Below are 14,808 nucleotides of genomic sequence, written 5' to 3'. Positions count from 1 at the left end.
CGAAAAATGATTTTATATGGACCAGTGTTATTCTAATGATCACCTTTTTTAAATAAATTTTATAATCCAATTTAATCAAAAAGTTAAATTGTATTTTGTCAAAACATTTTCATTTAAGAAATGATATTTACTTTTGTAGTAATCGAAATATCGTGATCGTTTTGTGGTAGAATCTTGGCACACGGCGTTTTTTAAAAATGAAAAAACAGCAAAATCAAGGTCTCCCAAATTTAGGTTCGAAACTTTTAGAAAACTTATGGAAGATAAAATATTAATAGAGTATTAATTTGAATTGGGTGCAGAATCGGTGCACCTAGATTCAAAAGAAAACTTACAATCCTGTACAACAATCACTTAAAATCTAAAGTTCGAAACATTACTACGTTCAAGTCCATTCTATCTAAAAGCAACAGCTTCAAATAAAGCAGAAACTCCTGTTTAATTTTATGCCTTAAATTGTCTTTTTTCAAGAAACATATTGGCATGTAGGTACAGATAAATTATAACATGTAAATCGAACTTAAATAGGTATTACTACGTATTATTTAATCATACCGTTTATGTAAATTTATGCAAAAAAATGATGATCAGAAATTTACTTACTTTAAACACTACTTTTGTAATAATTAATTTTGTGTGCATCACAGCTTCGTTAGAAACTTATTCCCAGCAAATTACGGCTCCTTTTATAGCACGTATTAATTTGAACGGAGAACAAGACCGAAGTTATAATAATGGTGCATATTCCACATTTCTAAATATTAAACCTGATCGCGTCGTGAGGGGGTTTGAACTACTAAGAGGGGATCCAAATATATTTTACTTGTGTGCTAATTTTACTAACAATGTTAACGAGGCTGGAACACCAGTAGCCATAAAGTTATTTCAGAATAAGCCTGACCCAAATTATGTTCCAGGTTTTGGTTTTTCAGAAGTAGATCCAAAAGCAGAATATTTCCAAACATTTCAAACTTATTCTGCAGAATATGACAAGGATAAAGGAATTGTATTATATGGAACTGGAAAGGTATCTGGTAATAGTGATTTTTATCCTGCGTCATATAAAATAAATGAACAAGGATTCCTTGACAATTTATACAGAGAGGGTGGTACATTTTTTTTGATAAATAGCTCTTTCCTTAATACTAGAATAAAATCAAGTGCAGTAAGTAGTGTTAAACTTGCTGGTTCAATAGAATCTTACAAAAACGGAGTAACTTCACAAAATGTATTCTGCTCGTCGCTAAATGGAAATAATTTTAAAGTAAGCGCCGATTCAATAAAAAATATTGAAGATCCTAACGTAGTGATTTATAAAAATGAAATATACCTAACCGGCACTACTAGAGTTCCTTCTAAAGAATATTTAAGAGATGGAGGAATAACGTTGGCAAAATTTGATATAAATGCAGCAATGGTAAAGAGCTTCGGAAATCAAGGCAAAATCGAAATTCCATTAACATCATCAAAATTTCAGACTAGTTCATTTACAATTGTGAATGATAAAATTTATATGGGTGGAAAAATGGGGCCAAAGGGAATTGCCGTTGTTAGATTGAATATCGATGGAAGTCTAGATGAAACATTTGCAGGCGATGGAATTTCGGTTAAATATCTCACAGGAGCAAATATTATGTTTGGAGATATGCTTGTCAATAATACTTTTATTTACATTACTGGAAGCTATGGAAGATCTTTTTTTACCTACCGTTTAAATCTTGATGGTTCGTTTGATAATTCATACAATATCTTTGAATACTCAGAACTAAATAATTCGCAAGGAGTTTCGATAGCATCCGATAAGATTGAATATTTAAGTCCTTTTAAATTAATAGAGTCAGGGTCAACTATAATGATTGCTGGAAATGCAACAATAAAAAAATAAATTAATTTAAAACATTTCTGTACAACTTATTTTAAATTTTAACTGTCTCTTATATACAATTAAAAATCGTCCTGCATTTGGTTATTACAACATGTTAGTTAAGTATATCTTTACTTAATAGCAAGATTGTTGACGCTATAGTTTTGGAAGCTATAACTTTTTTGTGACAATAAATTAAGGCACCTTTAATGAATTATTACACTTTTTAGTTTTGATCATGGCACATGCTATTTGGAGCGAATACCTTTTTTGCCACAAAAAGTTAAGGCAGCTTTTAGAAATTTTCCACATTTATAAAAATAGCGAAAATTTTGGTGGCAGAATCGTGGCGCAAGAGATTATGAGTGGCTTAAATCAGAACAAAAATTTATACTAGACCTTGATATTCAATTATACCGTGATCCACAATACCCAGACCAAAAAGAAAATTTTGGCATATTCTTAGGCAGTATACCCCACATATGGGGATAAACATTGATTCAAATAAGAGATGTATAATGGACAACAGCTTCTATTCCAGTATTTTGGTTCTAAAAAAAATCTGCCAACACTGTTTTTAAACAATATTAGCAGAAAATTTCAATCATTAACTATTCGTTTGATGGTTTTCCAATAGTAGCAAGGATTCCTCCATCTACATAAAGTATATGTCCATTTACAAAATCACTTGCTTTTGAAGACAAAAATACGGCAGCACCTTGCAAATTCTCAGGTTCTCCCCAACGGGCAGCTGGAGTTCTGCCTATAATGAAATCATTAAAAGGATGTCCATCCACTCTAATCGGAGCTGTTTGTGTTGTTGCAAAATATCCAAGACCAATTCCGTTGGTTTGAATGTTGAACTTGGCCCATTCAGTAGCCATACTTCTAGTCAACATTTTCAATCCACCTTTGGCAGAAGCATAAGCACTTACAGAATCTCTTCCTAGTTCGCTCATCATCGAACAGATGTTGATGATTTTTCCACCACCACGTTGAATCATTCCTTTGACAACATTTTTGGAAACGATGAAAGGACTAATTAATCAACAGTTATTACTTCGGTAAAATCTGCCACTTCCATATCGACAATAGGAGTTCTTTTGATAATTCCTACGTTGTATCAGCTACATTTCGGATAATATACTGCACTGATGCAAAAGAAACGGATGTTGCGCCAGAAGAAATTTTAGTTTCTGTTTTAACTTTTTTGCTCGCTTGGATAACAGCATTTACCAAACGGTCCAGAAAAGTGTTTACCAAACCTTCTTGTTTACTATGATAAAAAGCGATTTTTATCTGGCTGATAATTTCAAAATCACCCAGAATCTGACTGTCTAAACCTGTCCCTACCCTAAACATATGATTGACAGCTTCTTCATTCTTATATATATAAGCGGATTGCTGAAATTCTTCAACAGAACCATTGCTGTTTTCGCAAAGCAATTTGATGAGTTCATAAGGATGATGCACAAAACCATAAACTTCAGTTCTACTTATGCTACCCATAAAGCTATGTTTAGCCCTTTTGATTTAACTGTTGCTGTCATTTTTTTACTTTTTAATTGTTAATAATGATGCAAAGGTGTGAACAATTAAAAAGATAAAAATTAAGGTATCTTAAGAAATCACTTTCGAGCTAATTTTCGTCTAACATCACTTAAATATTCGGGCGTCATACCTAAGTAAGAAGCGATTAGTTTAAGTGGCAGTCTTTGTACTAAGGTTGGATAGGTTTCTATAAAATCTAAATATCGTTCTTCGGCTGTTGCACTTAATAGATTGGCTAAACGCATATTGGTTGTGATTAAATTATTCACTAATTTTTTATTTTGTTCGAGCAAATCATCATAACTCAACTGATTAATATTTTTATAATTTGAAGTTGTAAGTATTGATACTTCGCTATCTTCAATCACATCAATAAAAATATTAGATGGTTTATTGTTGACAAAACTATCCATGTCCGTAATTAACCAATCTTCGGGTGCAAAATGCAAGATATGTTCTTTCCCAGATTTATCAAGTACATAACTTTTTAAACACCTTTCATTCACTTTGTAAACAGTTTTGCAAGTATTCCCCTTGTATAAAAGAATCGTTCCTTTAGGTTTTTTTTTGTCTGTAAATTATCAAATATTTTCATTTAGGGATCTTCTTTTCTACAGGTGTTTAGGGTGATAGCTAACTCATTTATATTTGTGACAAATCAAAAATACCAAAAGGCTCTGCTATGGATTTCTTTATACAAATATTCTTCGTCAAAAGATTCAATGAAATAGTCAGCCGTTTGAGGGGCAAATCCTGGAATATTTTCTACTAAAAAATCTTTATAGCTTGCGATGTATTCTTTTGTTTGTTGATGTCCCAAAGGATAAAAAATCATTTCACCATCAAATCCGCACCAAGTGTCAAAATCTACTAATTTAGCTTCCAAAATCAAGTGAAGATCAATTCTATTCTTATTCTTACTGGCAAAGTAACTAAACATCAGAAGGTCTTCACACATACAGTCAAACACACCCAATTCCTCATCTCTTCTGTAAAGAATAGCAGCTTTCAAAAGATACCTTGACAATTCTGCATTAATGTAATTTTTTACATAACCAACAAATTCATCTCTTTCTGGTTGATCGTTATCAACTAGCAGCTTTTCAAAATTTGTTTGACTGATTTCTTTTGTATTCTCAAATTCTAAAATTAGTTCTTCAACAAATGATGTTCGAAATACTTCAGGCATAGAAAATTTCTTTTTTAAATCACTGTTAACTTCAATTATAGATTCGTTAATCACATAATACCAACCTTTTCCGCTGTCAATTTTTTCTTTTTGTTCTTTTACAAAAGCAGTAATGTCTTGAATTGATTTTATAAATTTGCTATTAAACTTTTTTAAAGCTTCATTTTTAATTCCTATTTGAACAACCCTGCGTTTTAACTTTTCTCCTTTAATATTATGGTCAGGATCCCACTGAATTCTTACGTTGCTAGTATTTAGTTTTTCTTTCCATACAGATTCATCGCCGTAGGCTTCATTATAGCTTGTTAAAATGCCTTTGGCAAGAAGCTCTTGAAAACCTTCAAAAGTCATTTCAATAGCTAAAATTCGACTTTGGTTGCTGTCTTTGTTCGCCCAATCACTCCTGTACATCATCCACAAAAAGTTTGGTTTTATCCAAGTCATTCTGTCAAAGCTGTACTCTTGTCCTCCAAATTTTTGATTTTCTATAGCATAGTCTGCAATTTTATCATTGAATGCCTGATATACAAATATATTGTCTCCGTGTTTTTGTCCAAGTATAAAATTTCCTTCTTGAGGAAGTCCTATTTCATAGCTGTGATGTTGGATTGTATTTATGTTCATTTTTATTTATAGGGTATATTTTTATACTTAAAGCCTCAGACTTTTATCCAAATATAGATTAAAAACATTGAACATTTTAAACGCGTTAAGTATTGATAAAAAAACTGTCAAATTTTTGACAGCTTTTTCTATTTATTTTACTTATAAAAACCTAAACTAAAGCTTAATTTATCTATATTTACTTTAGTTTAGTCCCCTAAACAAATTTAAATTTGGAAGATTTGAATTTAAACAGAAAGTCCTTTACTCTTTGTAAAGGACTTTTTTAATTTTTTTGATTATTACATTTCATAAAGAAATCCTTTAACAATGGTTCTGTCGCATCTGTCAGAATCAAATATAACACTTTAAGTATTTTTAAAGTTAGTCCGCCAATTTACAGAATGATTTAAACATAGTTACCCCTGGTCTAACCATCTGATTCTTTCTTAGCATATGTACAACTTCAATTCCGCTCAATGTTCGTCTGGCCGATTCAAAACTTTTAAAACCTAACCCATTTTGTATCCTCCATTTTATAAATCGATGGTCCTGTTCGACAATATTGTTGAGATATTTACACTGCCGGATTTTAATCTTTGAGAATGAACGTTTGTTCTAGACTTTGATTGCTGCAGTATTAGAACCGCTTTTATCAATGTTTATTACTCTTGGCCGGCAATTATTATTAATTGCTTTAATTAGAAAAGACTGAGCGCTCATTCTTTGTCTTTTTCTGGTCAAAAGAAAGTCAACCGTATTCCCTAATTTATCAACTGCCCTATATAAATAACACCAAATACCTTTTACCTTAATATAGGTCTCATCTAATCTCCAGCTCACAACCACTCTGCCTTTTCTCTTCCTCATCTCTGATCCAATGAAAGGTGTAAACTTATAAACCCAGCGCTGAATAGTAGCATGATCCACAAGCACTCCTCTAATTTTCGTTATTTCTTCAACGTCACGGTAACTAAGTGTAAATCTTAATTTAAAATATACTGCCTGAAGAATTATGTATTTTGGATAACATTGACTTTTAGTATTCATTTTTTGATGAGTTTAAAATTATAATGATAAAGTTATTTCTAAATGCGACAGAACCCAAATCGCGGTACACATGCTTTTAAGGAATTATAAAAAAAATAAAAAATAAATTAAAATTTACATTAATCCCCAACAGACCATCCAAACCAAATTCTTTAAGCCACTGAAAGTCATGCCCTACCAGTAGTAAGCCAATCTCTTTAAATCTTCCATAAAATTTATACAAATTAGTCCCGTAGAGGTCACAAACAAGCCAAATGGCGCCAATTGAAGACAATTGACGCCATTTTTTATATAACCTTCTTATTTTTATTAGTCAAAAAACAGGGCTCCTCCAGCAGCCCTAGCCCCGATAGCAATGGAAATCCTTTTGTGTCGGAGTTCGGCACAAAAGATTGTAACGAATAGCGGGAAGAGCTCCAAAAAACAATATCAAACCTAAAAAACTAATATTAAATACCTTTTACTTTGATATAGTCTCATCCAATCTCCAACTCGCCCCCACTCTACCTTTTCTCTTCTTCATCTCTGACGCAATCAAAGGTGTAAACTTATAAACCCAGCACCGGATCGTGGCATAATCCACAAGCACTCCTCTAATCTTCATTATTTCTTCAACATCACGCTAACTAAATGCAAATCTTAGTTTGAAATATACTGCCCTGAAAAATTATGGATTTTGGATAACAATATCCTTTAGTATTCATTTTTTTGATGATTTAAAATTCTAAAGATAAAAGCTATTCCCAGATGCGACAGAACCATTTACCATTCCCCACTCTGAATGAATTGAAAATGGCAAAATTCAGGGGAGTTATAGAGTCTTCTTTTTACTAGATATTATTTCATCCAGACTTAATGGCCCTCCACCAGTAAATATAGCTCCAAATAGAAATAGAATGTATAATGTTTGAGGAAGATACAAAAAGTAGCTATACCATGTAAAAGGATCCAGGCCTTTAGGGATGTGATTGGGTATATCGAAGGTGAATAATGCCGTAAATAAGATAATATTTAATACCATTGCACTAAATCTCGTGTAAAGTCCAATTGCCAAAAGTAATCCGAAAATTGCTTCATTTGCCGCAGTAAAATCGGCTGTAAACTGCGGATAAGCAAATCCAATCCCAGTAATTGTTTTTAACATTGATGCTTGAAAAACGGGGTTAAATAGTTTGTTGGCACCTGTGATTAAAAAAAATATACCAATGGCAATTCGGCTAATGGAATATGTACTTAGATTATTTTTAGTATCTTGAGAAAATGCAAATTTAAACATAGTATATTATTTTAAGTGATTATCTGTAGTAGCCCTTAACAACTTGCTACTAAGTTATAATTAATAGAGTTTCGGTGCAGAATTTAGTATTGGGGTCTGACGCTGGTGCCAGTAAGGATATGCCGGTAATGTATCACTGGCTTTGTCTAATCTCTTAATCTGGTCGAGAGTTAAGTTCCATCCAACTGCTTCTAAATTTTGTTTAAGCTGCTGTTCATTTCTTGCACCAATAATAATACTGGAAACCGTCGGACGCTGTAATAACCAGTTCAAGGCTATTTGCGCAGCGTTTTTACCAGTTTCTTCTGCTAATTCATCTAGTACATCCACAATATTATATAACCGCTGGTCATCTGCTTCTGCACTTATTAGAGGACTACCGCCTTGCGCTACCCGCCCATCTTGTGGAACAGTTTGATCCCTGCGGTACTTGCCACTTAGTTTTCCGCTGGCTAGTGGGCTCCAAACGATGGTGCCAATGTTTTCTTCAATTCCCAGCGGCATTAGTTCCCATTCAAAATCACGATTAAGCAACGAATAATGAGCTTGATGGCCGATGTATTTTGACCAACCATAACGTTCTGATACAGATAAAGATTTCATTAAATGCCAGCCTGAGAAATTGGAACAAGCAATATATCTTACTTTTCCGCTTTCCACCAAATGCTCTAAAGCTTTTAATGTTTCCTCTATGGGTGTATTTGCATCAAAGGCATGCATATGGTAAATATCGATGTGATCAGTCCCTAATCGCTTTAAACTATCCTCACAGGCTTTGATCAATTTTAAACGTGAAGTACCGTAGTCATTTGCACCTTCACCGGTAGCAAAGCCCGCTTTAGTAGAGATCAACACTTTATTACGCAGACCTTTTAATGCTTTACCCAGTATTTCTTCTGCCTCCCCGCCTGAATAGGCATCAGCAGTGTCAAACAAATTAACACCAGCTTCGAGACATAAATTGATCAAACGTGTGGCTTCATCAACCTGAGTATTGCCCCAGGCTTTAAAAAACTCATTGCTCCCGCCAAAGGTTCCTGTACCAAAACTTAAAACTGGTACTCGCAAACCCGAATTACCTAATTGTCTATATTCCATAATTGATTGAATTACTCTTTAAATTAATTAAAAAATGTTGATTTTATTAGTTAAACAAAAATACAGCGGGAAGTATTCCCGATGTTAGAATCTTTGGGACGAATATTGGCACTTTTGGTACTTGAAGATTATCGGACGCTATTATCTATGAGTTTTGGTATTTATCATACATCTGCTTTCGAAACTCTGCAGGGGTCAGACCTGTCCTCTTTTTAAATTGCCGGGAGAAATAAGAAAAGTCTTTGAATCCCAGATCGTCACAAATCTGCCCGATTGGGTGAACGCTATGAAGAAGCAATCTTTTTGCTTCCAACAAAACCCGGTCTCGGATAACCTCCCCGAGAGCTTTTTTTGTTACTTGCTTGCAGATCTCATTGACTCTATGAGCAGTGAGATTTAATTTGTCGGCATAGAAACTAATTTGGCTCTCTTTTGTAAAATTGCCTTCAATGAGCTTTTTGAGTTGTTTGAACCTAACAATATTAGTCAGATCCTGGGGTGATTTATCGTTCTCTATAATTAACCGTTGTGTCCTGTTTAAAAAGACAGATAACAAATTGGCTACAATCGATGGTGATTTTTCCGTACGGGTAATCTCATTTAACATCAGATTAAGTACCGGTGAGAGTTCTTCAATTGCCTTGTCGTCCAATTTAAAAAAGGAACTTGCATAGCAGTTATCCAAAAAACAAAACTCACTAATAGCATCTTCATTAGGCATATTCAATAATAAGAACTGTTCTGTAAAGGTAATTGAGAAACCATTGACAGATTCCATTTTATTCATCAGATGCAATTGACCGGGATATATAAAAAATAACATATTCGGTTCAACCGTTACCTGTTGATAGTCAATCAAATTAGTTGATGTACCCGATGTGAGCCACATGATTTCATAAAAACTGCGCTTATATGGCCATTGAAACTTTGGGGGACGCTGTAAGTTTTCAAAACGTTCTAGCATGAATTGATCGTCAATAGATTGAAGGGATGGAAAATCGGATATATTATAAGTTTGGATCATTTACCTCATATTCTTTTCCTACAAATATATCTACTTAAGTGGAAAAAATCACTTCGATTGACCATTATCTGTCAAAATGAAATGACCATTTCAATTCGTTCTAAATTTATGGTATATTTAGTAGAACTACATAATATGGTAAACAAAACATTAAAAACTCACTAACAACAATTTAGACTAGAAATAATTCCGAAATTATAATGATCACTTTTAAATTCAATAATGCCTGTCAACGCATTGCGAAACTACTAGTCAAATTATACCTAAACTATATTAGAGTTGATACCATTTTTGCCATAAAAAATTAAGGCTGCTTATTTTTAATTTAAATAAATTATTCAATAACGCTTGCTTGAAATCATTTGTGAAATCAAATATTTTTTTTTATCAATCCCCAACGAGACATCCAAACCAAAATGTTGAAGCCCTACAAAGACAGCCCCTACATCCAGTAAGCCAATTTCTTCAAATCATTCACAAAATTTATAGAAATTTGTCCAGTTCGAGTTCACAAACAAGCCAAATGGCGCCAATTGAAGACAATTGGCGCTATTTTTTTATAACCTTGCTTATTTTTTATTAGTCTAAAGAGCCGGGCCCCTCAGCAGCCCTAGCCCCGATTGCTTCGCCAGTTCGCTCCGCTCGTGTGCAGTGAAATCCTTTTGTGCCGGGGTTCGGCACAAAAGATTGGAACGAATAGCGGGAAGAGCTCCCAAAAAATAGCTTCAATAAAAGGTGCAAACTTATAAACCCAGCGCTGAATGGTAGCATGATCAACATGAACTCCTCACATGTTCATGATCTCTTATACATCCCGGTAACTTAGGGTAAATCTTAATTTAAAATACACTGCCCGAAGAATAATAGATTTTGGATAGCTCTGACCTTTGGTATTCATTTTTTTTTAGTTTTAAAATTCCAAAGATAAAAGCTATTCCCAAATGCGACAGAACCCTTTTAAGAAATATAGGTCTATTTGAATAGAACTGATCAAAAAACGGGCTATTCTAATACATAATTAGGAATTAATACTCAATCAGTTCTTATCTATATTTGAAAAAGGGGTTCAACTTTATTTAAAAAGTTAAACCCCGTTATTTTTAAAACTTACACACTTTTTAGGACTGTGTTTTTATCGATAATGATTTGTAAGTTCTTATTGCATTGAAACGATTACAAATTCACTTCTTCTGTTTAACTGATGTTCATCTTCTGTACAAGCTACATTATCTGAACATTTATTGATTAACTTACTTTCGCCATATCCTTTCCCTGATATTCTGGTTGGGGCAATTCCTCGTTTTACAAACCATTCGATTGTTGCTTTTGCTCTTTTATTAGACAATCTCATATTATATTCCTGAGTCTGTCTACTGTCTGTATGAGAACGAACATCGATTTTCATTTCAGGATATTGTTTCATTACAGCAAGTACTTTCTCTAATTCAAAAGCAGCTTCCTGACGAATAAATGATTTATCCAGATCAAAATAAATCATCGGAATATCTAAGGTTTTAGCCAAATCTGTCCCTACTTCTATTTGCTTGATTTGTTTATTTAATTTAATATCTAATTCAGGTTTATCATTTGTTGGCTGAATTGTAACCGAACTTTCATTAGTTTCATAATCTTGTTTTGAAACTCTTACATAATAGGTTTGATTGCATTTTACATCAAAATTGTAACTTCCGTTTTTATCCGAAATTATTGTTGCAATTTCCTTAAACTTATCGTCAAGCAAAATTACTATTGCATCGGCTAAAGCTTCGTTCGTTTGAGAATCTGAAACAATTCCAAATAATTTTTTTTCACAATCCAGTCTTTTTGTTTCTGTGAATTTATAGATATCATCATTTCCAATTCCGCCTTCTTTGTTGGATGAGAAGTAACCTTTACGTGTATTGCTGTCAATTATAAAAGCAAAATCATCCAACTTGGTATTTACGGGTTCTCCAATATTTTGTACCAGATCAAAAGTAGCATCTTCCTTGATTTTTGCCACAAATACATCAAGTCCGCCTAATCCAGGACGTCCGTCGCTTGAAAAATAAAGTTCATTATCTCCGGATATAAACGGGAATGTTTCTCTTCCTTCGGTATTAATTGCTGTTCCTAAATTTTCCGGTTTCCCGAATGTTCCATCTTCATTAATAACAACACTAAACAAATCCGATTGTCCTAAAGTTCCCGGCATATCTGATGCAAAATAAAGCTTTTTTTCGTCCAGACTTAAAGCCGGATGTGCAATACTGTATTGATCACTATTAAAAGGCAACTCAATAATATTTGCCCATTTATCATTTACAAATTCGGCTTTGTACAACTTTAATAATGTAATTCTTTTATTGTCTTTTCCTTTTTTACCTCCTAAAAAATTGTTTCGGGTAAAATACATTGTCTTTCCATCTTTGGTGAAAACCGGAGAAGATTCATTGAATTTTGAATTGATTTTTTTCTCAAACCGAATTGGATTATCTAAAGTTCCATCCGCTTTTAATTCCGCAGCATATAAATTCGTAAACGATTTATTTGTCCATTTAAATGTTTTTTTAATAACACTTCCAGTATCACGAGCAGAAGCAAATACTAATTTATTATTATAAATTGTACTTCCGTAATCTGATTGTTTCGAATTAATTCCGGCATTTGCAATATCAAATCTTCCTGAATTCGCTTTAATCTGCTCCAGATAATTTTTATTGTTTTCGAATAAAACGCCTCTTGTATCAGTTTTTACTTTCGCATTAAAAATTTCAAGCATTTTATCTGCTTTGGCATAATCACCCACAGATTTCAACGTCTGAGCATATCTGTAATAATATTCAGGTTCTTGTTGCTCGTTAAAAGCAAAAAGGGCGTCATACCACTTTGCAGCTTTCGGTAATTCGGCATTAAAATAATAGGAGTTTCCTAATCTCTGAAACATTTTTTCATCCTTATATCCGCTTTCTGCTACTTTTTCATAAATAGCGATAGCGTCTACAAAAGCATATTGATTGTACTCCTTCTCTGCTTTATTTAAAACTGTTTTTTGAGCCGTTCCGTTAAAACAAACAGACGACAAAACAGCAGCATAAATTATATTTTTAACTTTCATAATTAGAAAAATCTTGGTGAAGTTATACGTCCATATTTATTTAAGAATTCAAAACGGAGGAATATCTCGTGCGATCCTGAATTATAATTCACTAATTTGGTTGTTTCACGATCGTAAGCATAACCCAAATACAAACCATCTGTGATTTGAAAACCAGCCAGTGCACTTACCGAAGCACTCCATCTGTAAGCCACTCCAATTACAAATTTATCGTTGAACATAAAGTTAGCCGATGCATCTACTTGCAATGGTGAACCTTCGACCATTTTTGTCATTATAGCCGGTTTAAATTTTACGGTTTCATAACGATCTAATTCAAATACATAACCTGCGATAAAATAATAGTTGATTTTGTCTTTGTAAATCGCAACATCATTATCATCATAACGATTGGTCTGAATGAAATTAGGAACCGATAAACCTACATAAGCTTTATCTGTATGCCAGTAAACTCCGGCTCCAATATTAGGCGTGAATTTATTTTTAAAATCCTGAAATTGCGGATCTCCCTGATCTTCCGGTGTTAATTTAGTTGGATCTAATTTGAATAAATTTGCTGATCCTTTTATGCCAAAAGATAATTTGGCTGTAGCCGATGTTGGTATAGAATACGAAAAATCTGCCGATAAGTTATTCTCATTCGTTGGACCTATTTTATCATTGATTAATGAAACTCCTAACCCAACGTTATTACCAACTGGTGTATTTACAGAAAAACTACTTGTTTCCGGCGCGCCATCTAACCCAACCCATTGGGTACGATATAAACCAAAAATACTCAGTACTCCACGTGATCCCGCATAAGCAGGATTCACATTAATGGTATTGTACATGTATTGTGTAAATTGTGCATCCTGCTGTGCAAAGCTCGCAGTTGAACAAAACAGTAAAACTAAAATTAACTTTTTCATTTTTTTCATTTTTAATTACAGCTCAACTTCAACAAGCCAATTAATTAGCATAGAATATTATTTGGTCAAGTACAGATAACCCGCTTCCTGATGAGGAGTAGATTGATGGTCTTTATATTTTATGATATAATAATATGTTCCCTCTGGTAATCCTTTTGATTCTTTAATGGTAACACGTCCTTCTGAAATTCCTCTAAAGGCAACATCGGTATTATTGTAATGATCTCTTTCAAAAACCAATACACCCCAACGATTATAAATTTGAACTGTGTTGTCAGGATAACATTCTATTCCTTGTATATAGAATCTTTCGTTCATACTATCACCATTTATTGAAACGGCATTAAAAATTTTGATTACACAACCACTTAATAATAAAACTGTTGGATTGTCACCTAGATTATTTATGTTATCTGACTTATCCTCAACTTTAATTCCACTTAGAGTACTACCCATTACACTAGCCTGATTACTAATACTTCCATTATTAATATCATTTTGCGTGATGCTATATTGAGCACTAAAAGAAACTTCATCCGTATCATTTACATTCAAATCTATTGGACCTCCTGACATAATAATACCAGCTAATGGATCTAAAACAGTAATATTGTACAAAGGAACATTTCCAGTATTAGTAACCTTGAAGTTATAAGTTATTGTTTCGCCAGCATCTGCATTCCCATTACTATTTTCATCATTAAATACCGCTGTCTTAATTATGGCAATTGATGGAACTTCAACAATCGCCGGGGCACTTACTACTACCGTAGAGCTAATAGTACTACAATTCAATGGGTTGTTTACTTCACAAATCGTATAGCTTACTGAATAGTTTCCAGATGGGGTGTTGGCCGGAACTGTTACTGTTCCATCTGCATTTACTACTAGTCCTGATCCTACTGGAACCGTACTTGATGTGATTTGTACATTCCCTGCTGCAGTACCTACTACTACTGGGCTTCCATTTAAGGTATCGTTGCCCGTTAATGCCGTGGTGGTGCCACCTGGTAATCCATTAACCGAAGGGGTCGTTTCTGTTACCGCAACAATCGCCGGGGCACTTACTACTACCGTAGAGCTAATAGTACTACAATTCAATGGGTTGTTTACTTCACAAATCGTATAGCTTACTGAATAGTTTC

At 33.5% G+C, this 14,808-nt stretch carries 9 protein-coding genes and 3 pseudogenes; 1 reads left to right on the top strand and 11 read right to left on the bottom strand.

The annotated features are described in order from the left end of the window. Window positions 1-580: 580 nt before the first annotated feature. Window positions 581-1,885 carry an NHL repeat-containing protein gene (locus tag FLACOL7796_RS20555; RefSeq protein ID WP_173972665.1) on the top strand — a complete coding sequence of 435 codons (1,305 nt, stop codon included), beginning with the start codon at window positions 581-583 and terminating at the stop codon, window positions 1,883-1,885. 590 nt (window positions 1,886-2,475) lie between these two features. Here the strand turns inward: FLACOL7796_RS20555 and FLACOL7796_RS20550 are convergent. The 11 genes and pseudogenes from FLACOL7796_RS20550 to FLACOL7796_RS20500 all read right to left on the bottom strand — a co-directional run. Continuing rightward, window positions 2,476-2,984, bottom strand: a pseudogene (locus FLACOL7796_RS20550) (SDR family oxidoreductase); the annotation flags it as partial. Window positions 2,985-2,986: 2 nt separating this feature from the next. Continuing rightward, window positions 2,987-3,361, bottom strand: a pseudogene (locus FLACOL7796_RS20545) (glutamyl-tRNA reductase); the annotation flags it as partial. 131 nt (window positions 3,362-3,492) lie between these two features. Continuing rightward, entirely contained in the window at window positions 3,493-3,921 is a 429-nt protein-coding gene (locus FLACOL7796_RS20540) for a Crp/Fnr family transcriptional regulator (protein ID WP_173972664.1), read from the bottom strand. A 152-nt stretch (window positions 3,922-4,073) separates the two neighbouring features. Next, the gene (locus tag FLACOL7796_RS20535) at window positions 4,074-5,228 is read right to left on the bottom strand and encodes a DUF4291 domain-containing protein (protein WP_173972663.1); all 1,155 of its coding nucleotides are present in this window, start codon (window positions 5,226-5,228) and stop codon (window positions 4,074-4,076) included. Window positions 5,229-5,591: 363 nt separating this feature from the next. After that, window positions 5,592-6,257: pseudogene (locus tag FLACOL7796_RS20530) on the bottom strand (IS6 family transposase). Window positions 6,258-7,068: 811 nt separating this feature from the next. Next, entirely contained in the window at window positions 7,069-7,533 is a 465-nt protein-coding gene (locus tag FLACOL7796_RS20525) for a DoxX family protein (protein ID WP_173972662.1), read from the bottom strand. 60 nt (window positions 7,534-7,593) lie between these two features. After that, window positions 7,594-8,631 carry an aldo/keto reductase gene (locus FLACOL7796_RS20520; RefSeq protein ID WP_173972661.1) on the bottom strand — a complete coding sequence of 346 codons (1,038 nt, stop codon included), beginning with the start codon at window positions 8,629-8,631 and terminating at the stop codon, window positions 7,594-7,596. 145 nt (window positions 8,632-8,776) lie between these two features. Next, a complete protein-coding gene (locus FLACOL7796_RS20515; protein ID WP_173972660.1) occupies window positions 8,777-9,655 on the bottom strand; it encodes an AraC family transcriptional regulator in 879 nt (292 codons plus the stop codon). A gap of 1,156 nt (window positions 9,656-10,811) precedes the next feature. Next, entirely contained in the window at window positions 10,812-12,752 is a 1,941-nt protein-coding gene (locus FLACOL7796_RS20510; protein WP_173972659.1) for an OmpA family protein, read from the bottom strand. Window positions 12,753-12,754: 2 nt separating this feature from the next. Continuing rightward, entirely contained in the window at window positions 12,755-13,663 is a 909-nt protein-coding gene (locus FLACOL7796_RS20505) for a PorP/SprF family type IX secretion system membrane protein (RefSeq protein WP_035629060.1), read from the bottom strand. A 57-nt stretch (window positions 13,664-13,720) separates the two neighbouring features. Next, a partial coding sequence (locus FLACOL7796_RS20500; protein ID WP_173972658.1) for a T9SS type B sorting domain-containing protein occupies window positions 13,721-14,808 on the bottom strand: 1,088 nt, incomplete at its 5' end.

The organism is Flavobacterium bizetiae, from assembly GCF_902804475.1.
Classification (GTDB): domain Bacteria; phylum Bacteroidota; class Bacteroidia; order Flavobacteriales; family Flavobacteriaceae; genus Flavobacterium; species Flavobacterium bizetiae.
This window is presented reverse-complemented; position numbering and strand designations above follow the sequence as displayed.

Bases quoted from the DNA above. Each gene is read 5' to 3' on its own strand.
- FLACOL7796_RS20555 (WP_173972665.1), top strand. From the start codon at position 581: ATGATGATCAGAAATTTACTTACTTTAAACACTACTTTTGTAATAATT.
- FLACOL7796_RS20535 (WP_173972663.1), bottom strand. From the start codon at position 5,228: ATGAACATAAATACAATCCAACATCACAGCTATGAAATAGGACTTCCT.
- FLACOL7796_RS20525 (WP_173972662.1), bottom strand. From the start codon at position 7,533: ATGTTTAAATTTGCATTTTCTCAAGATACTAAAAATAATCTAAGTACA.
- FLACOL7796_RS20520 (WP_173972661.1), bottom strand. From the start codon at position 8,631: ATGGAATATAGACAATTAGGTAATTCGGGTTTGCGAGTACCAGTTTTA.
- FLACOL7796_RS20515 (WP_173972660.1), bottom strand. From the start codon at position 9,655: ATGATCCAAACTTATAATATATCCGATTTTCCATCCCTTCAATCTATT.
- FLACOL7796_RS20510 (WP_173972659.1), bottom strand. From the start codon at position 12,752: ATGAAAGTTAAAAATATAATTTATGCTGCTGTTTTGTCGTCTGTTTGT.
- FLACOL7796_RS20505 (WP_035629060.1), bottom strand. From the start codon at position 13,663: ATGAAAAAGTTAATTTTAGTTTTACTGTTTTGTTCAACTGCGAGCTTT.